Source organism: Symbiopectobacterium purcellii, assembly GCF_052050035.1.
Taxonomy (GTDB): Bacteria; Pseudomonadota; Gammaproteobacteria; order Enterobacterales; family Enterobacteriaceae; genus Symbiopectobacterium; species Symbiopectobacterium purcellii_A.
The window spans coordinates 5,188,371-5,209,162 of sequence record NZ_CP189882.1 but is presented as its reverse complement, the minus strand read 5'-3'; the positions used below and the strand labels follow the sequence as shown (position 1 = coordinate 5,209,162).

The following is a 20,792-nucleotide window of genomic DNA, read 5'->3' as shown; positions in this document are numbered from 1 at the left end:
CAGTGGCAGCCTCCTCCAGCATCTTCATCAGCCGTAACCTGTCGGCTGTGCGCGTCATTCGACCTCGCGTTCTTCGTCGAAGAACGCCTTGAGCTTTTTTTCCAGGATGAGCAGTGCCGCCGCTTCGGCGAGGGCTTTGTCCTTGCGGGCTATTTCACGATTAAGCTGCTAAATTTCTTTTTGCTGTTTCTTTATTAAGGCTCTTTCTGCACGCTGACCTGGCTGCATAAACTCGTCCTTCCACTGCTGAATCTGTTCAGGATAGAGGCCTTTACGGCGACAGTATTCAGCCACAGCATGAGCAGAAAGCGGCGCGGTTTCAACGATAACGGCGAAGCGCGAATCCTGAGACCACTCCAGGTGGAGTTGTAGTGGTCAACTAAATTTGGCCACCCTACCTGACTGTTGATGGAACAGCCGTTCTGATTCATTTGGTGTTAACCCACCGTTATACCAGTGAGGTCTGACATCGCTATAATAATGAGTTATGTAGCGAATAATGGATGATTGAGCAGTACTAAAGCTTTGGTAGCCAGTCGTTGGCACCCATTCAGTCTTCAGACTACGGAAGAATCGCTCCATCGGACTATTATCCCAATAATTTCCTCTGCGACTCATACTTTGGGTCATCTGATAACGCCACAATGCCTGCCTATACTGACGACTGGTGTAATGGCTTCCTTGGTCACTATGAAACATGACTTGTTTGGGATGCCCACGCAGTTCCCAAGCCATTTGTAGTGCTTTGGCTGTTAATTCTGAATCTGGCGAAAACGACATTGCCCAACCCACGGGTTTTCGGGCAAATAAATCTAATACCACCGCCAGATACGCCCATCGGTCGCCTGTCCAAATATAGGTTACATCGCCGCACCAAACCTGGTCAGGCTTGGTAACAGCGAACTGCCTATTGAGCAGATTTGGAATATCAATACGTTCATTTCCACCGCGGTTGTATTGATGTTTTCTTGTTTGGCAACTAACGAGGGTTAATTCTTTCATCAACTTACCCGCTAACCACCGCCCAAGTTTCACGTCGTGTGTATTGGTAACCATCGTGGCGATAGTCCTTGCGCCCGCAGACCCGCCACTAACGTTCCACGCTTCGCTGACCAGGCTACGTTTTATCGTCCGCTCAATATCTGGCTCCTTAGGTCGACACCAATAGCGATAACTGCTTCGGTGAACATTAAAAATACGACACAACGCTTTCACTGGATAAAGCGCTCTTAGCTTTTCAACTACCGAGAATTTTTCAGTGAGTCGGACATTAAGAGCGCAGTAGCCTTTTTTAAGATGGCATTCTCCATTTCCAGTCGGTGGATTTTTTTCTTCATTTCTCTGAACTCAATTTGTTCAGGTGTTAATGGCAGACCAGGCGATGCTTTCCCTTGACGTTCTAAACGAAGGGCTCTTACCCACCGGCTAATCGCTGAAAGACTGACGTTCATGGCTTTCGCGGCTTCCTGGTAGGTATAATTTTGGTCAAGGACTAATTTGGCGGTTTCACATTTAAATTCAGCAGTAATTATTTTACTCATTTTGGCACCTATAAAAATTATGAGGTAAGCATATCACCTCTACTTAGGTGGCCAAATTCAGTATGCCACTACACTCTCAACCTTTCAAGGCCATGTGTCAGATCAAGTCGCGACTAATACACATATAGCTAAACGACTTAATTTTGATTACATTATTTAAATGAGCTATTCAATTGATTTTAGACGTAAAGTGATATCTACACGGAAAAACGAAGGGTTGAGTATCCGAGAAACAGCGAAGCAATTTCGGATTGGCCCTGCCTCTGTATCGCGTTGGATTAATCAAATAGAGTCAAAAGCATCGACCACGCGTCAGCGAAAGATCGATAAATCCGAGTTGATAAAAGATGTTGAACAATATCCAGATGCTTACCAAAAAGAACGTGCAGAGCGTTTTGGCGTTTGTCAGAAGGCCATTTGGCAAGCGCTTAAAAAGCTGGGATTGACCTATAAAAAAAACTCTACGTCATCCGAAAGCCGACGAAAACGCCCGGCAGGGATTTCAACAAAAAAAACAACAGTATGAAAAAGAAGGTAAACCTATTGTTTTTATTGATGAAAGTGGTTTTTCACACGATGCCCCACGGACTCACGGCTATTCCCCAAAAGGTCAACGGTGTTTTGGCCTGAAGAACTGGGGAGCTAGGGGAAGAACAAATGTTATCGGCGCTTTATTAGGCACAACGCTGTTTGCTATCGGATTATTTGATATCAATATTAACAGCGATGTTTTCTATGCCTGGGTCACACAAGTCCTTATCCCAGTACTCCCTAAAAACAGTGTAATCATGATGGACAATGCCACTTTTCACAAAAAACATAATATTCAACAAGTCATCATCGATGCAGGGTATATGGTGGAGTATTTGCCTACATATTCGCCAGATCTTAACCCAATTGAGCATAAATGGGCACAAGCAAAAAGCAAAAAAAGAGAGATGGGTTGCGATACAGAGAGTTTGTTCTCAGTCCATATGGTGTAATCAAAATTAAGTCGCTTGGCTATAGGTGTCACTGTGGCCGGTAGTTCCAACTCTGTCCGGTTACGTAAGCACACCGGTTTTAGTTCCACACACTTTGTGAGATTTCCGGTTTTTCTGTCATCAGTTGGTATTCTTCCGGCGTCGTCAGGTTATTCAGGGGGTCATGGGGCCGCTCGCTGTTATATTCCGTCTGTGATTTCCCTCGCTTCATTCAGGGTTCTGAATAGATAAAAAACCAGTATCTCTGTCCGGCACGTTCGATTAATGCATTTTGCGTTGGTTTTCCCGGTTTGATAAATTCCATTATCACGCCATGCTCTTCAGCACACAGGGCCAAAGTCAGCGGGGCCATTTTCCATCCGTAGTTTCAGTGGATAACCACGGTTTGCCACGATCTTATACAGTACTCTGACCACCCGCTGCACTGGAAGATTCAGATCGATTTCTATTCCGAGAGCATCGTGGTTAAAGCCATCCACCACTTTGAAGGCTCGAAAGCGTCTGCTTCAGAGCACGACACTCGAGATCCAGATCGGCAAACATCTGTTTGAGACGACGATTTCCGTCCTCCAGATCTTTCATCTTTTTGATATCAGGGGCCTCCATACCGCCAAACTTCGCTTTCCAGCTGTAATAGTTGGCTTTGGAAATATAGGCTTTGCGACAGACATCCTTGACGGTACGTCCAGCTTCTACTGACTTCAAAACGGCAGGAATCGGGTTTTGCGCATTACGATCTCCTCAGGGAACATACTCAGTATGTTGGAAGAGCTCTAAAAGTGAATGGTTAGGTTTACCCGGATACTTACAGCTGCTTTAGGCGGTTAATTGAGTATTGATGTAAAACTTCCTATAGGCAAAAGAGTTTCCTTTCATCTTTAAGCAAATGGTTTTTTCATAGCGGTTTTCGTCGTTGAAATGCTTATGCTAAAAACACCGGATGCATTGCTATTGCATCTGGTACTTACCATTTTTAAGCGGTATTGGCGAGAATCTCAGATCGTTTTATTCAGTGCACCTTGCCAGTCAGATAACGTAATGCCTAGCGCTTTGATTTTGTCCCCAGCCAGTGTTGAATAGGCCGGTCGGTGTGCCGGTGTGGGATACTGCGCTGTATTAATCGGTGTGAGCGTTGGCGCTTTATTCAGAACCGCTTTCTGCACCGCCACCGTAAATATCGCCTGTGCAAATTCAAACCAACTTACTTCCTTGTCACCCGCGTAGTGATAAACGCCACCAGCAGCATTTTGTTGTAGCAGTGCAATAATCGCCTGGGCCAAATCCCCCGCATAAGTGGGGCAGCCGCGCTGGTCGTCAACAATGCTTAACGCATCACGTTCTTTGCCTAAGCGCAGCATAGTTTTCACGAAGTTATTGCCGTATTCACTAAATACCAAGGCGGTGCGCACGATAATCGAGTCAGGTGCAGCTGTGCTGACAGCTCGTTCACCAGTAAGTTTAGTAACGCCATAAACGCTGAGCGGGTTGGTTGGGCTCTCTTCAGTGTAAGGCGTGTTAGCATTGCCATCGAAAACGTAATCGGTTGAAACATGCACCAAACGAATGCCGTGCTGGGCAGCCACACTTGCCAGATTAGCCGCGCCTGCGGCGTTAATGCGTTCCGCCAATTCTACGTCGCTTTCTGCTTTATCCACTGCCGTATAAGCCGCTGCATTGACAATAGCATCCGGTTTAAAAGCACTTACGGTTGCAGTAACTTGAGCCAGAACGGTGATATCCAATTCGGCCGAGTCAGTCGCAAGAATTTGCCAGCCAGCGGGTAATCTGTCTTGAAAACAGCGTCCAAGTTGGCCGTTTGCGCCAGTCAATAATACTTTCATCAATCCAGTTCCTTGAAGCGTTTGCCGAGTTTATCCTTCTCTGAAAGCAACGGCGATTCCAGCGGCCATTCAATGCCCAAATCCGGGTCGTTCCACAGTAAGCAGCCTTCATCAGAGGGTTGATAATATTCCGTGCATTTATATTCAAAATCCGCAACGTCAGAGAGCACGGCTAAACCGTGCGCCAACCCCGGTGGCAGCCAAAGTTGGGTTTTGTTCTCTTCTGTGAGTAGTACACCAAACCATTTGCCATAGCTGGGAGAATCACGGCGAATATCTACCGCAACATCATAAACTTCACCGCGCACCACGCGCACCAACTTACCTTGCGGTCGTGATTTTTGAAAATGCAGCCCACGCAACACGCCTTTGCTGGAACGCGAGTGGTTATCTTGCACAAAGTCCAGATCGATATTCAGAATCTGCTGATAACGATTTTTCTCAAACGTCTCTAAAAAAAATCCGCGCGCATCACCAAAAACCTTGGGTTGAATCACTTTTGCGCCATAAATGGGGGTATCGATCACTTGCATAGTGTTTGTTCAATAATGGCAAGGTTAGCTAAATGCGTGCACCAGATATTCCTGGCTTATGCCGAGGACGGTAAGTATCACGTTTGCTGAGCATAAAGAAATTAGCATTTCACGAACGCTGTGACATGTTATCGGCTTACTAACGAGTTTCTTCAACCAGTCGCGCCAGATACTGCCCATATTGTGTTTTGCTCAGTAATTGGGCTTCTTTTGCTACTTGTTCACGCGAGATCCAGCTTTTACGGAAGGCAATTTCTTCCAGACAAGCGACTTTCATTCCCTGACGTTTTTCAATGGTATGAATAAACTGTGATGCTTCGATCAAGCTATCATGGGTGCCGGTATCCAGCCAGGCAAACCCCCGGCCTAACAACTCTACGTTGAGCGTGCCTTGTTCCAGATACATCTGGTTCAGTGTAGTAATTTCCAATTCATCGCGTGCGGAAGGCTTAACCTGCTTAGCCATTTCCACCACATTATTGTCGTAAAAATAGAGCCCGGTCACCGCCCAGTTAGATTTAGGTTTGAGCGGTTTCTCTTCAATCGACAGGGCTTTAAAGTCGGCATCAAATTCCACCACGCCAAAGCGCTCTGGGTCGGTTACCTGATAACCAAACACCGTTGCGCCTTGTTCCTGCGCCACTGCACTTTCCAGCTTTTTACCAAAGCTCTGACCAAAATAGATATTGTCACCCAAAATCAATGCACAGCGCTTACCATTGATAAACTCTTCACCGATAATGAACGATTGAGCCAGCCCATCCGTGCTCGGCTGCTCCGCATAGCTGAGGTTAATACCAAAGTGTCTGCCATCGCCTAATAGGCGCTGAAATGAAGGAAGGTCTTCGGGGGTGCTGATAATCAAGATATCCTGAATGCCTGCTAACATCAGCACAGAGATTGGGTAATACACCATGGGCTTGTCATAGATAGGCAGCAGTTGCTTCGATATGCCACGAGTGATGGGGTAAAGTCTTGTGCCAGAACCACCTGCCAATACGATGCCTTTCATTGTTTTAACCTTTGCTGTGGATACTTGAAGTAGCAGGTTGTCATCATACAATATCGATGCAGAATTGTCTGATCTATCAGAAATCTTAAGTCACCAAGATCGCTTTGTGGCCAATTGGGTGTAACCTTATTCTAACCGCCGCGTTATGATGGCAGAAGAATGACAACGGATAACAAGAGAGTTAATGCATGGCAACAAAATTGAAAGCGATTATCCCCGTCGCCGGGTTAGGTATGAACCTGCTGCCGGTAACAAAAGCGATCCCAAAAGAGATGCTGCCGTTGGTGGATCGTCCGGTAATAGAGAAAATCGTTAACGAGTGCGTAAATGCCGGTATCAAAGAAATTGTGCTGGTGACGCACGCCTCAAAAAACGCTATTGAAAACCATTTTGATACCTCTTTCGAGCTGGAATCGTTGCTGGAAGAGCGGCAAAAACGCCAACTGCTGGCCGATGTACAAGCCATCTGCCCTAAAGGCGTGACGATTATGAATGTGCGTCAGGGCGAAACGCTGGGGCTGGGTCATGCCATCAACTGCGCGCGTCCCATCGTTGGGGATAATCCGTTTGTGGTGGTGTTGCCGGATGTGGTGATGGATGAAGCCAGTGCCGATCAGAGTAAAGAGAATCTGGCACAGTTGATTGCGCGTTTTGAAGCAACGGGCCACAGCCAAGTGTTGGTGAAACATCGTCCTTATGAAGTGCTGCCGGAGTACTCTGTGGTGGAATGTGCTAACCCATTGGACCACGCTGGTGACGCCGCTGTTATCACTTCCATGATTGAAAAACCGGAAGTGCCACCGGAAGAAGGATCAGATTTGTCGGCGGTCGGGCGTTATGTACTGTCTGCGGATGCCTGGTCTATTTTGGAAAAAACCTCCGCAGGAGCCTGGGGCCGTATTCAACTGACCGATGCCATTGCTGAACTGATTGAGCAAAACCATCAGGTGGATGCGGTGCAGATGGCGGGTCGCAGCTTTAACTGTGGGCGTAAGCTCGGTTATATGCAGGCGTTTGTTGCTTATGGTCTGCGTAATCCTAAGTTTGGTGATGCGTTTAAAGCCAGCATTAAAGCATTGCTGAATTGTACTAGCTCAGACCTTATCTGACAGTTATCGGTTATTTATACAGGTGTCTGTCAGATTACATCCGGTTCAGATCCTTTTCTGCCCAGACCCGTTTTCCATCAAGTAACGTTGCCATTGGCGTTCGCCCGCAGCACATTTTTCCCTGATGAGTTCGCTCATTATTGTAATGCCACAACCAGTTGTCCAGATCTGCCTGTAGGCTCTCCAGGTCCCCATATAACTTCTTGCGGAACGTAACCTGATAAAAATCCTGCAAAATCGTTTTATGGAAGCGCTCGCAGATGCCGTTCGTCTGCGGAGACATCGCCTTCGTTTTTGTATGGTCGATATCGTTGATGGCCAGATACAGCTGGTAATCATGCTGCTCCACCTTACCACAGTACTCCGTTCCCCTGTCGGTCAGTATTCTCAGCATCGGCAGTCCCTGAGCCTCGTAGAACGGCAGTACGCGATCATTTAGCAGGTCGGCGGCAGTGATCGGCGTTTTACTCGTATAAAGCTTGCAGTGTGCCACTTTCGAGTACGTATCCACGAACGTCTGCGCCCCATTCCCAGTCGAAATGCAACAAAGTGACCCACTGGCCAGACCCGGATAAAATCACCGTTCTGGCCCTACTGGAGATCCCGTTGCATGCAGGGAAAACATCTGACTCACAAAGAGCGGTTCTACATCGAAAAACGGCGTGGTGATGGGGTTAACCAGGCCACCATCGCCCGGGAACTGGAGCTTCCTCGTTCTACCATCAGCAGGGAACTCAGAAGCAATACCGACGCCGCTTTCAACGGGGTCTATTCCTGCAGAAGGGCCGAAACGTTGGCCAGAGGGCGGCGGCAGAAAACACGGCCGGACAGCGTGATTAACCAGCTTGAACCGCACATTCAGGACTTTATCAGAACGGCGCTGTCTACCCACACCTCACCCGAGGTCATCAGTGGGCGCCTGGTCCTGGAATTTGGCCTGTCCGTCAGCAAGAACTCGCTCTATCGCTATATCCAGCAGGAGCGCCGGGCCGGCGGTGAGCTGTATCAGCAGCTCCCTCATCGGGGTAAACGGTATATAGCTAAACGACTTAATTTTGATTACATTATTTAAATGAGCTATTCAATTGATTTTAGACGTAAAGTGATATCTACACGGAAAAACGAAGGGTTGAGTATCCGAGAAACAGCGAAGCAATTTCGGATTGGCCCTGCCTCTGTATCGCGTTGGATTAATCAAATAGAGTCAAAAGCATCGACCACGCGTCAGCGAAAGATCGATAAATCCGAGTTGATAAAAGATGTTGAACAATATCCAGATGCTTACCAAAAAGAACGTGCAGAGCGTTTTGGCGTTTGTCAGAAGGCCATTTGGCAAGCGCTTAAAAAGCTGGGATTGACCTATAAAAAAAACTCTACGTCATCCGAAAGCCGACGAAAACGCCCGGCAGGGATTTCAACAAAAAAAACAACAGTATGAAAAAGAAGGTAAACCTATTGTTTTTATTGATGAAAGTGGTTTTTCACACGATGCCCCACGGACTCACGGCTATTCCCCAAAAGGTCAACGGTGTTTTGGCCTGAAGAACTGGGGAGCTAGGGGAAGAACAAATGTTATCGGCGCTTTATTAGGCACAACGCTGTTTGCTATCGGATTATTTGATATCAATATTAACAGCGATGTTTTCTATGCCTGGGTCACACAAGTCCTTATCCCAGTACTCCCTAAAAACAGTGTAATCATGATGGACAATGCCACTTTTCACAAAAAACATAATATTCAACAAGTCATCATCGATGCAGGGTATATGGTGGAGTATTTGCCTACATATTCGCCAGATCTTAACCCAATTGAGCATAAATGGGCACAAGCAAAAAGCAAAAAAAGAGAGATGGGTTGCGATACAGAGAGTTTGTTCTCAGTCCATATGGTGTAATCAAAATTAAGTCGCTTGGCTATAACTATCAGACCGATGAGAACAAACGCGGTCCTATTCCCAACCGTGTTGGCATTGAGCAGCGGCCGGCCGTTGCTGACCTCAAGCAGGAACCCGGGCATTTCGAGATTGACACCATCTTTGGCAAAGATCAGAAATCATTCCTGCTGACGGTGGTCGATAAAGCCGTCAAGCTGGTCATCATTCGCAAACTGCCCAACAAGCGAGCAGAGACAGTGGTAGCGGCCTTCAGGGACATCGTTGCCAATACCTTCTGCGAGTTTAAAACCCTGACTGCTGACAACGGTTCTGAATTTTCCCAGCACGGGGAAATTACAAAAGTCACGGGGGCACCGGTCTACTTTGCCCGGCCATATCATTCCTGGGAACGCGGGTTGAATGAGCATACCAACGGGCTGATACGGCGTTTTTACCCGAAGGGAACGGACTTCAATTATGTCACCCATCGCAAGGTTGCAGCACTCGAACACCTGCTCAATACGCGAGGCAGAAAATCGCTGGGTTATCGTTCTCCAAATGAGGTATTTTTAACGCACTTACAGGCGGCATAATGCCCTACCGTTTTGTTGCGTTTCGACTGGGAATGGGGCTGCTGGTAGATACGGCCCACCGCTTTCAGATTGCCAACGTAGAAGGTGTCCTGCGACGCGAGATAACCCGGATGAGCCGTCTCGATTTCGCCGCTGGCCTCATCATCATGCGCCTTTTTCTCCAGCGCTGCGATTTGGACATCGGTAAGCACGGTGCCTTCTCTGGCAACTTTTTCCTCAAGCGCCTTCAGGCGTTTACGGAAGTTCTCCAGATCGTGCCGTTGCCAGATGGACCGCACGCCGCTGGCGGAGATAAATACGCCTTTTTTACGCAGCTCATTACTGGTCCGGTGCTGCCCGTGGGCCGGGAACTCAACGGCATATTCAACAACCGCGCGTTCAGTGGCTTCGTCGGCGCGGTTCTTCAGGTTGGGAACCCGGCGGTTCTGGTTAACCAGTGCATCGATGCCACCTTCAGCAGCCAGTTCCTGATAACGGTAAAACGTGTCGCGCGACACGCCCATGATCTTGCAGGCTTTTGATACGTTACCAAGTTCTTCGGCGAGATTGAGCAGGCCTGCTTTGTGTTTGATGATGGGATTGTTAGTATGAAGCATGAGAGTTACCTCGCGTTTTGTTTAAGGATTAGACACCCATATCAAAACCGGTAACTCTCAACCTTTCAAGGTCATGTGTCAGATCAAGTCGCGACTAATACAGCTGAATAAATAATTAGCATTTCTCCCCTGTTAAGCACTGCCACCGTGAAGGGCTTTTCTCTTCTTTAGACCTATCACTATCCACATGCCTTAAACTGAGTTACTATATCCGCCTGCTTTTGCGTTGTCTTTCGTCGTCGTGATACAGGCAGGTTATCCTTCAGACAGGAGTTGCTTTAATGTCCAAACAGCAAATTGGCGTGGTGGGTATGGCGGTGATGGGGCGCAATCTGGCGCTTAACATCGAAAGTCGTGGTTACACCGTGTCCATTTTCAACCGCTCTCGTGAAAAAACCGAAGAAGTGGTGGCCGAAAATCCCGGCAAAAAACTGGTGCCTTATTATACCTTTGAAGAATTTGTGGCGTCGTTGGAATCCCCGCGTCGCATTCTGTTGATGGTCAAAGCCGGTGAAGGCACGGACAAAGCGATCGAATCCCTGAAGCCCTACCTGGATAAAGGCGACATCATCATTGATGGCGGTAACACTTTCTTCCAGGACACCATCCGCCGCAACCGTGAGTTGTCTGCGGAAGGGTTCAATTTTATCGGCACCGGCGTCTCCGGTGGTGAAGAGGGCGCGCTGAAAGGCCCTTCTATCATGCCGGGTGGGCAGAAAGATGCCTATAAGCTGGTGGCACCTATTTTGGAAAAAATTGCTGCCCGTGCCGAAGGCGAAGCCTGCGTTACCTATATTGGACCAGACGGCGCCGGTCACTATGTAAAAATGGTGCACAATGGCATCGAATACGGCGATATCCAATTGATTGCCGAAGCCTATTCACTGCTGAAACACGGCTTGAACCTGTCCAACGATGAGCTGGCAAAAACCTTATCTGAATGGAATGCCGGGGAACTGAGCAGCTATTTAATCGACATCACCAAAGATATCTTCACCAAGAAAGATGAAGAAGGTAACTATCTGGTTGATGTAATTCTGGATGAAGCGGCCAACAAAGGCACCGGCAAATGGACCAGCCAAAGCTCGCTCGATCTTGGCGAACCGCTGTCTCTGATTACAGAGTCTGTGTTTGCGCGCTATATCTCTTCACTGAAAGAGCAGCGTGTTGCTGCTTCCAAGGTGCTGACCGGGCCGCAGGCAAAACCGTTTAGCGGTGATAAAGTGACCTTTATCGAGAACGTGCGTCGGGCGCTCTATCTGGGTAAAATTGTTTCCTATGCGCAAGGTTTCTCCCAGTTGCGTGCAGCGTCAGAAGAGCATCAGTGGAACCTGAACTACGGTGAAATCGCCAAGATTTTCCGTGCCGGTTGCATTATTCGCGCCCAGTTCCTGCAAAAAATCACTGATGCCTACGCGGTAACGCCGGATATTGCCAACCTGCTGCTGGCACCGTATTTCAAGAAAGCGGCCGATGATTACCAGCAGGCATTGCGTGATGTTGTCGCCTATGCGGTGCAAAACGGCATTCCGATACCGACGTTCTCGGCGGCCATCGCTTATTATGACAGCTATCGCTCCGCGGTGTTGCCTGCTAACCTGATCCAGGCGCAGCGAGATTACTTTGGCGCGCACACTTATAAACGTACTGATAAGGAAGGCGTATTCCACACCGAATGGTTGGAATAAGTTATTTCTTTAATTTACGTTGTTAAATAAACGCTGAATAGTGTCGCTATTGCCCCATTCCCAGTCGAAATGCAACAAAGTGACCCACTGGCCAGACCCGGATAAAATCACCGCTCTGGCCCTACTGTAGATCCCGTTGCATGCAGGGAAAACATCTGACTCACAAAGAGCGGTTCTACATCGAAAAACGGCGTGGTGATGGGGTTAACCAGGCCACCATCGCCCGGGAACTGGAGCTTCCTCGTTCTACCATCAGCAGGGAACTCAGACGCAATACCGACGCCGCTTTCAACGGGGTCTATTCCTGCAGAAGGGCCGAAACGTTGGCCAGAGGGCGGCGGCAGAAAACACGGCCGGACAGCGTGATTAACCAGCTTGAACCGCACATTCAGGACTTTATCAGAACGGCGCTGTCTACCCACACCTCACCTGAGGTCATCAGTGGGCGCCTGGTCCTGGAATTTGGCCTGTCCGTCAGCAAGAACTCGCTCTATCGCTATATCCAGCAGGAGCGCCGGGCCGGCGGTGAGCTGTATCAGCAGCTCCCTCATCGGGGTAAACGGTATAACTATCAGACCGATGAGAGCAAACGCGGTCCTATACCCAACCGTGTTGGCATTGAGCAGCGGCCGGCCGTTGCTGACCTCAAGCAGGAACCCGGGCATTTCGAGATTGACACCATCTTTGGCAAAGATCAGAAATCATTCCTGCTGACGGTGGTCGATAAAGCCGTCAAGCTGGTCATCATTCGCAAACTGCCCAACAAGCGAGCAGAGACAGTGGTAGCGGCCTTCAGGGACATCGTTGCCAATACCTTCTGCGAGTTTAAAACCCTGACTGCTGACAACGGTTCTGAATTTTCCCAGCACGGGGAAATTACAAAAGTCACGGGGGCACCGGTCTACTTTGCCCGGCCATATCATTCCTGGGAACGCGGGTTGAATGAGCATACCAACGGGCTGATACGGCGTTTTTACCCGAAGGGAACGGACTTCAATTATGTCACCCATCGCAAGGTTGCAGCACTCGAACACCTGCTCAATACGCGAGGGGCTTTGTTGAATAATTTAAGATACTGATTTATATAAGCATTATAAAATTTCAACGACTAATTTTTCCTCTCGGAATGCTTTTTATTGTGCTAACTATTTGATTTGTCGTTCTAACAAAATACATTCTCTGTAAATGCATTCTAACTAAAGAAGATGTAAATCAAACGGTTAAATTATTCAACAAAGCCTACGCGAGGCCGAAAATCGCTGGGTTATCGTTCTCCAAATGAGGTATTTTTAACGCACTTACAGGCGGCATAATGCCCTACCGTTTTGTTGCGTTTCGACTGGGAATGGGGCATTCGGCTTTTTGCATTGAAATTTCTCATTTAATTAAAGGTAATCATGCTGTTATGATTGATTTCCTTTTTGTCGCTACCCATCTTTGTTGACGTCAATATGAGCGTAATTTACAATTTCACTGTTTATTGTAGCGAGATCTTGCTATTTTTAATCGTGTGTGAAAAAACAGAGTCAGGGAATGGGGAGCGTTGAGATTCCCTGTCCTGTAGTCTATTGCTGAGAGTCTCCTCAGTGGAGCGATGTCGCCGCGGTCGGAGTTGGCTGTGCCGCGCATCGCGGTAAAGAAGGTAGGGATGCGGTTTTTCTTGAACGGTATTCCTCCCTGAAGCGCTTCATTTGTTAATAAAGGAAATCGTAATGAAGAAGACGTTACTTACGTTGGTCCTGGCTGTTGCTATGTCCTCCAGTGGGTTTGCAGCAGTTCCTGGTGCTGGTATTGCTGGTATTGCTGGTATTGCTGGTAGTGGTACTAGTGCTGCGGTAGCAGGTGCTGCGGTAGCAGGTGCTGCAGGTGCTGCGGTAGCAGGTGCTGCAGGTGCTGCGGCAGCAGGTGCTGCAGGTGCTGCGGCAGCAGGCGCTGCTGCGGGTACTACAGCCCTTGCTACTGTTGGTGTTACTGATGCCGTTGCCGCAGGCGTCGCTGTTGCTGTTGCCAGAAATGACAATGGTAGTAGCAGCACGGGTACTTCTACCACTACCCGGACGCAGTAAGGTCATTTTGTATCCAAGGCCACTTCGGTGGCCTTTCTTTTGTTATTTCTGGCTGTTTTGCGAGACATTCACACAATGATAAAAATAACGCTCGTGACTAAGCGCGGTGTGTTGATGCTGCTGCCATTGTTCGCGCTGGCATTGGTTGGTTGTTCACAAAAAATGGATGCGTTCCAAAAAATGGCCAAGCTGGCGATTTGGGGGGGGGGCGATGTGCAGGTCTCCTCTGAGAAGGTGGCACAAACTCCCTATGCATCTGCGTACCTGAGAGTTGGAAAAGCCCCCCAAGCTTTTGTGGTGTTGGCCTTTGCTGAGAATGGCCAGTTCAAATGGATTGGTGCCGATCGCAATATTGTCGTGACACAGAACGGCCGCATCGTTAAAACGCAGGGTTTCGGTGAAGATATTGCTCATGTCATCAATGTTACGCCTGATCCGCTTGCTGTCGGTTTGTTAAAACCCTCAACGTCATTGCATTGGCAGGGGAAAATGGCCTGGTCTCAGGTGCAACGTGGTGATTATGCGGTAGAATCCGAGTTTCAGGCGCGCGGTAAAGAGACCGTGACCATTTTGGACAAGCCGCGCCAGTTGTTGAAATTTACCGAACAGGTTTCGGTTCCCGCCTTAAATGCGGAATACACCAATTCCTATTGGCTCGAGCCGACCACAGGGCAGGTGGTGCAAACCTGGCAACATATGGGGCCGGACATGGCGCTGGTTAAATTCACGGTATTAAAACCCTACGTACAATAAAGGACTGACATGTTGGCATTTTCCCGTATGGCGCTCCTGATACTGTTAACTGCGGGGGGCGTACAGGCCGCACAGTTAACGGTAAAAACCCCGCAGCAAACGCTGGCGGTGGTGAAACAAACCGATGGTACCCGGCTGACGGCGTTTTATCAGCAGGTGGCGTTTCCCACTGACGTTAACTGGCGCACCGCATTGATTTCTGATTATGCCAGTACGCAAAAAGTCTATGCGCAGGCAGAAGCGCTGCGTAAATCACTGGCCGAGTTGGAAACACGCTGGCGTAACTCTGGTGATGGCGATCTGGCGATTTCCGCCTGGCTGATGCGCAAAATGCTGGATCAGGTCGATGTGGCCGGGAGAATCTTAACGCCGCTCGACCCTGACCGGATTCGTGTCAATCCACGCCTTAACCGCCCGTTGGTGGGCGACTATGCGCTGTATATTGCACCATTGGCATCCCGCTTTACCCTGGCTGGATTAATTAATACCGATCCTGATATTGCGGAGCTGAAAACCGTGGGCGATGTGGCGTTGCAATCCGGCGGGATGGTTAGAGATTATGTGCTGGAACGTCGCTTTCTGGCCGGGGCTAACCAGGATTTCGGCTATCTTATCGATGGGCAAGGTGCATGGCGCAAAGTGCCACTGGCACTGTGGAATCAACAGCATATCGAACCTGCGGCGGGTGAAACGCTGTTTATTGGTTTCGATCCCAGCGTATTGCCCAACGAGTTTGCGTCTCTGAACGATCAAATTGCTGATTTTCTGGCTAACCGGATTCCACACTAATGACGAAGAACAGAAGATTTAAAATAGGCTGTCTGTCGTTGGCCATCGGCGGCGTACTGAGTGGTCAGGCTATGGCGCAGGATGTCGTCCAGAAAAGTGATAGTCTTAAATATGTCACTAACTCGAATACCCGGTTTGATGGCGCAGGTATATCGCAGTCAGATTTCGGCGGCACCGGGTTGCTGCAAATGCCGACGGCGCGCATGACGCGCAGCGGTGAATTCAACCTGAATTACCGCGATAATGATGAATACCGGCGTTATTCTGTATCGATGCAACTGTTTGATTGGCTGGAAACCACGATGCGTTATACTGACATTCGCACGCGAGCTTACAGCAACAATACTGATTTTAGCGGCAATCAAAGCTATAAAGATAAGGCTTTCGATCTTAAGGCTCAGTTGTGGCAGGAAAGCGCGTGGCTGCCGGATGTCTCTTTGGGATTGCGTGATATTGCGGGTACCGGACTGTTTGATAGTGAATATCTGGTGGCTAGCAAGCGCATGGGGCCGTTTGATTTTACGCTCGGTATTGGCTGGGGCAATATGGCTGAGAGCGGCAATATCAAAAACCCGGCCTGTGAATTTAAAGCCAGTTTTTGCCAACGTAGCAGCAGCTTTAAAACGGGCGGTGGGCAATTTGAAGTAGGGAAATTTTTCCACGGCCCCGCTGCGCTGTTTGGCGGGATAGAATACCAAACCCCATGGAATCCTTTACGCTTTAAGCTGGAATATGATGGCAATGATTACAGCAACGAAGCTTCATATAATATTGCTCTTCGCGCAAAGTCAGAAGGGAAAATCAAACAAGACTCCCCCTTCAATATCGGTATGGTCTACCGTGTCAGTGATTTTTTAGATACCACGCTTTCCTGGCAGCGTGGCAACACCCTGATGTGGGGCTTTAGCCTGCGCACCAACTTTAACGACCTGCGCCCGGTGCATCCGGAAGATGTTCCACCTGTTTATGCGCCCGTTCGTTCTGATAATGGAACCAACTGGCAGCAAGTGGCGCGTGAGATGAATGAGAAAGCCGGTTACAGCGATGCCGATATTTATGTTGATGCCCAACAGGTTACTATCGTTGCCGATCAAGAGAAATACCGCGATAAACATGACGCTAATCAGCGTGCTGCTACCGTTTTAGCAAACCATGTGCCTGAGAGCGTAGGGGAATACCACATCGTACGCCGTAACGAGCGTTTGCCGATAGAGAGCACAGCGGTGGATGCCAAAGCATTCCGTGAGGTGCAAACAGCCTCAACGCCGTTAGGGCAGCAGGAGCCAGTGAGCCACCGTGCAGAGCCCGTTTCTGATATCAATGGGCAGCCAGTGTTGCGCAGCGAGCCATCGCGCTTTACTTACTCGTTAGAACCCGCATTGACGCAGTCTGTCGGTGGCGCTGAATCTTTCTACATGTATCAGGTCGCTCTCAACGGCAGTGCCGATTATCGTCTGAGCGATCACTGGTCTGTCGGTGGTGCCGCGTCATTGAACCTGATCAATAACTACGATCGCTTCAATTACAAAGCACCACCCAATGACAGTAGCTTACCGCGCGTCAGAACCTTAATTCGTGAATACGTAACCTCTTCCGACCTGCTGCTGACCAACCTGCAATTGACGCGCATGGATAACCCGGCAACTGACTGGTATACCCAGGTGTATGGCGGTTATCTGGAAATGATGTACGCGGGCGTTGGTTCAGAAGTGTTATACCGTCCGTTTGGCGAGCGTTGGGCGCTGGGGCTGGATGTCAACTACGTCAAGCAGCGTGACTGGAATGATATTATGCGCACTGCGGATTATGACGTGGTGACCGGGCACCTTACCGCGTATTGGGAAATGCCGTATGTTGAAGGATCGTTTGCCAAAATCAGCGTCGGGCGCTATCTGGCGGGAGACTATGGCGTCACGGTCGATCTGTCGCGTCGCTTTGACAGCGGCATCACCGCCGGGGTGTTTGCCACCAAAACCGATGTTAGCAGCAAAGACTACGGCGAAGGCAGCTTTACCAAGGGCTTCTATATCTCTATTCCGTTCGATCTGATGTTTACCGAACCGACGGTGAAACGCGGTGTTGTCGGCTGGACTCCATTGTCGCGTGATGGCGGTCAGATGCTGCAACGGCGTAACGGTCTCTACGGCGTGGCTGGTGAAATCCGTTAGCAGTAATACCTGGAAGGCATTAACCTGCGGCCTTACTCTTCGGAGTAGGGCCGCATTATTTTTATCTGAGAAAGGAATATTGTCGGCTCACAGTAGACGTTTTGTGTATTTCAGGTAACGATATAAATAACAAATTAACTGCGTTAATACGGGGCGAATGGCATGATTTAGGTCATACTGTTCACCCATTTGATGCAATGGAATGGGAGAGGCGTCATGTCTGTTAAATCGCCTACATTATTGACAGTGGACTCTCGTCTTTCTAGGATACGCTTTTCCAAGCGGGTCTTCCTGCCGCGTATTATCGGTACGCTGTTGTGCTCCCTCTTTATCGCTTCCGTGTTGGTGACAAAAACCACGCCGTTTTGGGTATGGGTACTGCTTTTTCTCAATGTGTTTGTGTGGCCCTATCTTGCCTATTACCTGTCTACACGTTCCGCCGATCCTATGCGCTTTGAGCGAGGGAATTTGTTGGTGGATGTCGTTAATGGTGGATTCTGGATCGGTATGATGGGGCTCAACGTGTTGCCCAGCGTCATTATCATCGCCATGGTAGGCATGAATAGTATGGCCGGGGGAGGCATCCGCTTGTTTATCCAGTGCGTTAGCTTGCAACTGCTCATCGCTGCCCTGGTCGCAGGCCTCAACGCACACCGCATCGATTTAGTGACGACACCCACTCAGCTCTACGCTTGTTTGCCCATGTTGCTCGTTTATCCGATGGCACTTGGCTATGTGACGTATGTGACGGCAACCAAACTGGCTGAACATAAGCGCAGATTGATGTTGATGAGTACCCACGATGGTATGACCAACGTCTATAACCGCCATCACTGGGAGCAGTTGTTGCACAACGAATATGAAATTTGTCGCCACATTGATGAACCCTCTACATTGGCGCTGATCGACATCGACCATTTCAAAACCATCAATGACAGTTTTGGTCACAATGTGGGTGATGAAGCGATCCTGTTTTTGACGGAAGAGTTGCGTAACGGTTTGCGCGCGACCGATGTGATTGGTCGCTTCGGGGGGGACGAGTTTGCGGTGATTTTGCCTGAGGCGCGAGCAACAGATGCGGTTGAAATCATTAACCGCATTCGTACTCGTTTGGCCGCTAAGCGCTTAACGCAAACGCCAAAGTTGGGGATTCGCATCAGCGTCGGCGTAGCAGAATATCGCCCGACCATGAACCACTATCATGACTGGCTCAAAGCGGCGGATATCGCACTCTATATGGCGAAAAACAAAGGGCGTGGTCGTACCGAAGTGGCCTAACGCCTCACCATCATGATATGCAATGGTGCTGGCTACGGCAGTGAGTTCAGCCGGTGGTAGATTTTGAAGTTAATAATCTGGTTGGTTATCTCTCCTAGGAGTTTTTCCGCATCAATCATGGTGTGAATATCCGTGGTGAGACGTGTGAAGTTCTCTAGGTTTACCGTTCGCTTTTTTTGATCGACATGCTGACTGATGGCATAAATAGCCGCTTTTGTTGCGTAAATGCCCGGTGAATTTCCATAGGATCGTGTCAGATGCTGGTTTACTTCACGGCGTAATCTGACTTCCGGGGCGGGTGTTGCTTTTTCTGTTGGCGAAACACCGTCTAAAAATCGCCGTATCTCCTTAACCCGATCGAGCGCATTGCCAAGTTGCTGGTACTTATCTTCCCGAATGCGTTGTTGATACGAGCGTAAATAGCTGTAGGGATACGTCTTGAAACGCGTCAGTGACTCCAGATGGCTGTCGGGTGCCGCCCTTTTTATCCTAAGCAGTGTTTCTGCAAAAAGCGTGTTGCTTAATAGTGAAATAAGGGTGTTTCGGTGATTGAAGTAAATTTTACGCTGTTCTGAGATGGAAATTCCAAAGACCGGCGCTAAGGAGTAAGAAGGTATCATCAATAAAGGGTCTACGATTCCGTAAAATTTGGGTCATGCAACCGAGGCGCTTGATACCCGCGATGGCGTGTTCAACGAGTCTGTAAAGAATTTTGTGTAAATGGCTCCATTGCTTAACCGGAGATTCGTTCTCCATACATCAACATGAATTGGCTCATAGCAGGTTTCCAGTCTCTGATTGGCAAGGTCCATTTAGCAGAGATATGATGCAAGGCTAGATAGAGTAATTTTATCACCGAGTCATCCGTTGGAAATATTCGTCGCGTTTTCGTTATCTTGCGCAATGAAGCATTTAACGACTCTATCGCGTTGGTGGTGTAGATAACCTTGCGGATCTCCGGCGGAAAGTCAAAAATGACGATGAGACGTTCCCAATTATTTCTCCACGACGGGCTGATCGTCGGGAACTGTTCATCCCATTTGGCCGCGAAGGCATCCAGGGCCTCTTCAGCGCCCTCTAGCGTTGCGGAACTATAGATGGTGCGCAGGTCAGCAGCAACGGCCTTACGCTCTTTCCAGCCGACGTAGCGCAGCGAGTTCCGCACCTGATGCACAATGCAGAGCTGTACCCGCGTATGCGGGTAAACAGCTTCAATGGCATCAGGAAAGCCTTTCAGGCCATCGCAGCAGGCGACGAAGATGTCCTTTAGCCCACGATTTTTCAGTTCTGTCATCACAGATAACCAGAACTTGGCCCCCTCAGTTTTGGCTATCCATAGCCCCAGCAGCTCTTTTTCGCCCTGGCCGTTGACGCCGAGGGCCAGATAAACAGACTTGTTGGCCACGGCTCCGCCGTCCTGGCTTTTGACAACAATACAGTCAAGGTAAACAATGGGATAAAGCGCATCCAGCGGCCGTTGCTGCCAGCGCTTAACTTCATCCATCACAGCATTGGTCACTTGAGAAATGAAGCCAGCGGAAACATCGACCCCGTAGACTTCTTTAAAGTGTGCCTGAATATCACGGGTTGATAACCCTCTGGAATAGAGAGAAATAATGCGGTCATCGAAGCCGTTAAGCTGTTTTTCGTGCTTACCGATCAGTGTCGGCTCGAAGGTACTGTTGCGGTCGCGCGGAATATCGAGCTCGATCTCCCCATTTTGGCTACGTACGCTCTTGGATGTCTTGCCATTGCGTGAGTTGCCTGAATGATTACCAGCCGGGTCATGCTTAGCATACCCAAGGTGCATCTCCATCTCAGCTTCAAGAACCCGTTCCGCCAGTCTTTTAGTCAGCACCTTGAGTAGGCCTGATTCACCCAGCAGATCCTGAGGGGAGTGACAATCTTGAAGCAGTTGGTCAATAAGTTCGTTGCTGATAGGCATTTTGTTATCCTTTGAAGGTTTTC

Annotated in this window: 21 protein-coding genes and 3 pseudogenes; 14 read left to right on the top strand and 10 right to left on the bottom strand. The window is 48.9% G+C overall.

What is annotated here, in order from left to right; genetic code table 11:
* Window positions 1-375: 375 nt before the first annotated feature.
* Window positions 376-1,541, bottom strand: a protein-coding gene (locus ACQGXV_RS35405; RefSeq protein ID WP_440864624.1) for an IS3 family transposase whose coding sequence is annotated in 2 segments (ribosomal slippage) — window positions 376-1,298 and window positions 1,298-1,541 — 1,167 coding nt in all. Because the reading frame shifts where the segments join, the coding sequence is not laid out codon by codon here.
* Window positions 1,542-1,701: 160 nt separating this feature from the next.
* Here ACQGXV_RS35405 and ACQGXV_RS35400 point away from each other — a divergent pair.
* Together ACQGXV_RS35400 and ACQGXV_RS35395 are read left to right on the top strand one after the other, a co-directional pair.
* Window positions 1,702-2,067, top strand: coding sequence for an IS630 transposase-related protein (locus ACQGXV_RS35400; protein WP_440862584.1), 366 nt, complete (start codon window positions 1,702-1,704; stop codon window positions 2,065-2,067).
* Window positions 1,991-2,524, top strand: a complete 534-nt coding sequence (locus ACQGXV_RS35395) for an IS630 family transposase (protein ID WP_440862665.1) — start codon at window positions 1,991-1,993, stop codon at window positions 2,522-2,524. The genes ACQGXV_RS35400 and ACQGXV_RS35395 overlap by 77 nt, the downstream gene beginning before the upstream one ends.
* Before the next feature lie 79 nt (window positions 2,525-2,603).
* On the opposite strand, the pseudogene ACQGXV_RS35390 reads toward ACQGXV_RS35395, so the two are convergent.
* The 4 genes and pseudogenes from ACQGXV_RS35390 to rfbA all read right to left on the bottom strand — a co-directional run bounded on the left by ACQGXV_RS35390 (window position 2,604) and on the right by rfbA (window position 5,910).
* A pseudogene (locus ACQGXV_RS35390) lies at window positions 2,604-3,241 on the bottom strand (transposase).
* 278 nt (window positions 3,242-3,519) lie between these two features.
* A complete protein-coding gene (gene rfbD, locus ACQGXV_RS35385) occupies window positions 3,520-4,365 on the bottom strand; it encodes a dTDP-4-dehydrorhamnose reductase (RefSeq protein ID WP_440867808.1) in 846 nt (281 codons plus the stop codon).
* Window positions 4,365-4,898, bottom strand: a complete 534-nt coding sequence (gene rfbC / locus ACQGXV_RS35380) for a dTDP-4-dehydrorhamnose 3,5-epimerase (RefSeq protein WP_440864623.1) — start codon at window positions 4,896-4,898, stop codon at window positions 4,365-4,367. Before rfbC ends, rfbD begins: the two co-directional genes overlap by 1 nt.
* Window positions 4,899-5,037: 139 nt before the next feature.
* A complete protein-coding gene (gene rfbA / locus ACQGXV_RS35375) occupies window positions 5,038-5,910 on the bottom strand; it encodes a glucose-1-phosphate thymidylyltransferase RfbA (protein ID WP_440864622.1) in 873 nt (290 codons plus the stop codon).
* A gap of 188 nt (window positions 5,911-6,098) precedes the next feature.
* On the opposite strand from rfbA, the gene ACQGXV_RS35370 reads away from it, so the two are divergent.
* On the top strand, window positions 6,099-7,019 hold the full coding sequence (locus ACQGXV_RS35370; protein WP_440864621.1) for a sugar phosphate nucleotidyltransferase: 921 nt from the start codon (window positions 6,099-6,101) through the stop codon (window positions 7,017-7,019).
* 34 nt (window positions 7,020-7,053) lie between these two features.
* On the opposite strand, the pseudogene ACQGXV_RS35365 reads toward ACQGXV_RS35370, so the two are convergent.
* Window positions 7,054-7,539, bottom strand: a pseudogene (locus ACQGXV_RS35365) (integrase core domain-containing protein); the annotation flags it as partial.
* A 90-nt stretch (window positions 7,540-7,629) separates the two neighbouring features.
* Between ACQGXV_RS35365 and ACQGXV_RS35360 the strand changes: the two are divergent.
* From ACQGXV_RS35360 to ACQGXV_RS35345, 4 genes are read left to right on the top strand one after another with little or no spacing between them, the layout of a single operon-like run.
* On the top strand, window positions 7,630-8,091 hold the full coding sequence (locus ACQGXV_RS35360; protein ID WP_440864620.1) for a transposase: 462 nt from the start codon (window positions 7,630-7,632) through the stop codon (window positions 8,089-8,091).
* The gene (locus ACQGXV_RS35355; RefSeq protein WP_440862584.1) at window positions 8,092-8,457 is read left to right on the top strand and encodes an IS630 transposase-related protein; all 366 of its coding nucleotides are present in this window, start codon (window positions 8,092-8,094) and stop codon (window positions 8,455-8,457) included.
* The gene (locus ACQGXV_RS35350; RefSeq protein ID WP_440862665.1) at window positions 8,381-8,914 is read left to right on the top strand and encodes an IS630 family transposase; all 534 of its coding nucleotides are present in this window, start codon (window positions 8,381-8,383) and stop codon (window positions 8,912-8,914) included. The genes ACQGXV_RS35355 and ACQGXV_RS35350 overlap by 77 nt, the downstream gene beginning before the upstream one ends.
* On the top strand, window positions 8,875-9,486 hold the full coding sequence (locus ACQGXV_RS35345; RefSeq protein WP_440864619.1) for an IS30 family transposase: 612 nt from the start codon (window positions 8,875-8,877) through the stop codon (window positions 9,484-9,486). The genes ACQGXV_RS35350 and ACQGXV_RS35345 overlap by 40 nt, the downstream gene beginning before the upstream one ends.
* Before the next feature lie 38 nt (window positions 9,487-9,524).
* On the opposite strand, the pseudogene ACQGXV_RS35340 reads toward ACQGXV_RS35345, so the two are convergent.
* Window positions 9,525-10,082: pseudogene (locus ACQGXV_RS35340) on the bottom strand (helix-turn-helix domain-containing protein); the annotation flags it as partial.
* Window positions 10,083-10,363: 281 nt separating this feature from the next.
* Between ACQGXV_RS35340 and gndA the strand changes: the two are divergent.
* From gndA to adrA, 7 genes are all read left to right on the top strand, one after another.
* A complete protein-coding gene (gene gndA, locus ACQGXV_RS35335; protein WP_440864618.1) occupies window positions 10,364-11,770 on the top strand; it encodes an NADP-dependent phosphogluconate dehydrogenase in 1,407 nt (468 codons plus the stop codon).
* Between the two features lie 140 nt (window positions 11,771-11,910).
* Window positions 11,911-12,849, top strand: coding sequence for an IS30 family transposase (locus ACQGXV_RS35330; protein WP_440864617.1), 939 nt, complete (start codon window positions 11,911-11,913; stop codon window positions 12,847-12,849).
* A gap of 633 nt (window positions 12,850-13,482) precedes the next feature.
* Window positions 13,483-13,836, top strand: coding sequence for a hypothetical protein (locus tag ACQGXV_RS35325; RefSeq protein WP_440864616.1), 354 nt, complete (start codon window positions 13,483-13,485; stop codon window positions 13,834-13,836).
* A 75-nt stretch (window positions 13,837-13,911) separates the two neighbouring features.
* Complete coding sequence (locus ACQGXV_RS35320; RefSeq protein ID WP_440864615.1) at window positions 13,912-14,589, top strand: YjbF family lipoprotein; 678 nt, start codon at window positions 13,912-13,914, stop codon at window positions 14,587-14,589.
* Between the two features lie 9 nt (window positions 14,590-14,598).
* On the top strand, window positions 14,599-15,378 hold the full coding sequence (locus tag ACQGXV_RS35315; RefSeq protein ID WP_440864614.1) for a capsule biosynthesis GfcC D2 domain-containing protein: 780 nt from the start codon (window positions 14,599-14,601) through the stop codon (window positions 15,376-15,378).
* On the top strand, window positions 15,378-17,546 hold the full coding sequence (locus ACQGXV_RS35310) for a YjbH domain-containing protein (protein WP_440864613.1): 2,169 nt from the start codon (window positions 15,378-15,380) through the stop codon (window positions 17,544-17,546). The genes ACQGXV_RS35315 and ACQGXV_RS35310 overlap by 1 nt, the downstream gene beginning before the upstream one ends.
* Before the next feature lie 216 nt (window positions 17,547-17,762).
* The gene (gene adrA / locus ACQGXV_RS35305; protein WP_440864612.1) at window positions 17,763-18,824 is read left to right on the top strand and encodes a diguanylate cyclase AdrA; all 1,062 of its coding nucleotides are present in this window, start codon (window positions 17,763-17,765) and stop codon (window positions 18,822-18,824) included.
* A 32-nt stretch (window positions 18,825-18,856) separates the two neighbouring features.
* Here adrA and ACQGXV_RS35300 read toward each other — a convergent pair whose 3' ends face one another.
* The 3 genes from ACQGXV_RS35300 to ACQGXV_RS35290 are packed head-to-tail and all read right to left on the bottom strand — an operon-like array spanning window position 18,857 to window position 20,769.
* The gene (locus ACQGXV_RS35300; RefSeq protein ID WP_440864610.1) at window positions 18,857-19,447 is read right to left on the bottom strand and encodes a hypothetical protein; all 591 of its coding nucleotides are present in this window, start codon (window positions 19,445-19,447) and stop codon (window positions 18,857-18,859) included.
* On the bottom strand, window positions 19,386-19,580 hold the full coding sequence (locus ACQGXV_RS35295) for a hypothetical protein (RefSeq protein ID WP_440863855.1): 195 nt from the start codon (window positions 19,578-19,580) through the stop codon (window positions 19,386-19,388). Before ACQGXV_RS35295 ends, ACQGXV_RS35300 begins: the two co-directional genes overlap by 62 nt.
* Entirely contained in the window at window positions 19,558-20,769 is a 1,212-nt protein-coding gene (locus ACQGXV_RS35290) for an IS256 family transposase (protein ID WP_440864608.1), read from the bottom strand. Before ACQGXV_RS35290 ends, ACQGXV_RS35295 begins: the two co-directional genes overlap by 23 nt.
* Window positions 20,770-20,792 lie beyond the last annotated feature (23 nt).

Bases quoted from the DNA above. Each gene is read 5' to 3' on its own strand.
- ACQGXV_RS35400 (WP_440862584.1), top strand. From the start codon at position 1,702: ATGAGCTATTCAATTGATTTTAGACGTAAAGTGATATCTACACGGAAA.
- rfbD (WP_440867808.1), bottom strand. From the start codon at position 4,365: ATGAAAGTATTATTGACTGGCGCAAACGGCCAACTTGGACGCTGTTTT.
- rfbC (WP_440864623.1), bottom strand. From the start codon at position 4,898: ATGCAAGTGATCGATACCCCCATTTATGGCGCAAAAGTGATTCAACCC.
- rfbA (WP_440864622.1), bottom strand. From the start codon at position 5,910: ATGAAAGGCATCGTATTGGCAGGTGGTTCTGGCACAAGACTTTACCCC.
- ACQGXV_RS35370 (WP_440864621.1), top strand. From the start codon at position 6,099: ATGGCAACAAAATTGAAAGCGATTATCCCCGTCGCCGGGTTAGGTATG.
- ACQGXV_RS35360 (WP_440864620.1), top strand. From the start codon at position 7,630: ATGCAGGGAAAACATCTGACTCACAAAGAGCGGTTCTACATCGAAAAA.
- ACQGXV_RS35355 (WP_440862584.1), top strand. From the start codon at position 8,092: ATGAGCTATTCAATTGATTTTAGACGTAAAGTGATATCTACACGGAAA.
- gndA (WP_440864618.1), top strand. From the start codon at position 10,364: ATGTCCAAACAGCAAATTGGCGTGGTGGGTATGGCGGTGATGGGGCGC.
- ACQGXV_RS35330 (WP_440864617.1), top strand. From the start codon at position 11,911: ATGCAGGGAAAACATCTGACTCACAAAGAGCGGTTCTACATCGAAAAA.
- ACQGXV_RS35325 (WP_440864616.1), top strand. From the start codon at position 13,483: ATGAAGAAGACGTTACTTACGTTGGTCCTGGCTGTTGCTATGTCCTCC.
- ACQGXV_RS35320 (WP_440864615.1), top strand. From the start codon at position 13,912: ATGATAAAAATAACGCTCGTGACTAAGCGCGGTGTGTTGATGCTGCTG.
- ACQGXV_RS35315 (WP_440864614.1), top strand. From the start codon at position 14,599: ATGTTGGCATTTTCCCGTATGGCGCTCCTGATACTGTTAACTGCGGGG.
- ACQGXV_RS35310 (WP_440864613.1), top strand. From the start codon at position 15,378: ATGACGAAGAACAGAAGATTTAAAATAGGCTGTCTGTCGTTGGCCATC.
- adrA (WP_440864612.1), top strand. From the start codon at position 17,763: ATGTCTGTTAAATCGCCTACATTATTGACAGTGGACTCTCGTCTTTCT.
- ACQGXV_RS35295 (WP_440863855.1), bottom strand. From the start codon at position 19,580: ATGGAGAACGAATCTCCGGTTAAGCAATGGAGCCATTTACACAAAATT.
- ACQGXV_RS35290 (WP_440864608.1), bottom strand. From the start codon at position 20,769: ATGCCTATCAGCAACGAACTTATTGACCAACTGCTTCAAGATTGTCAC.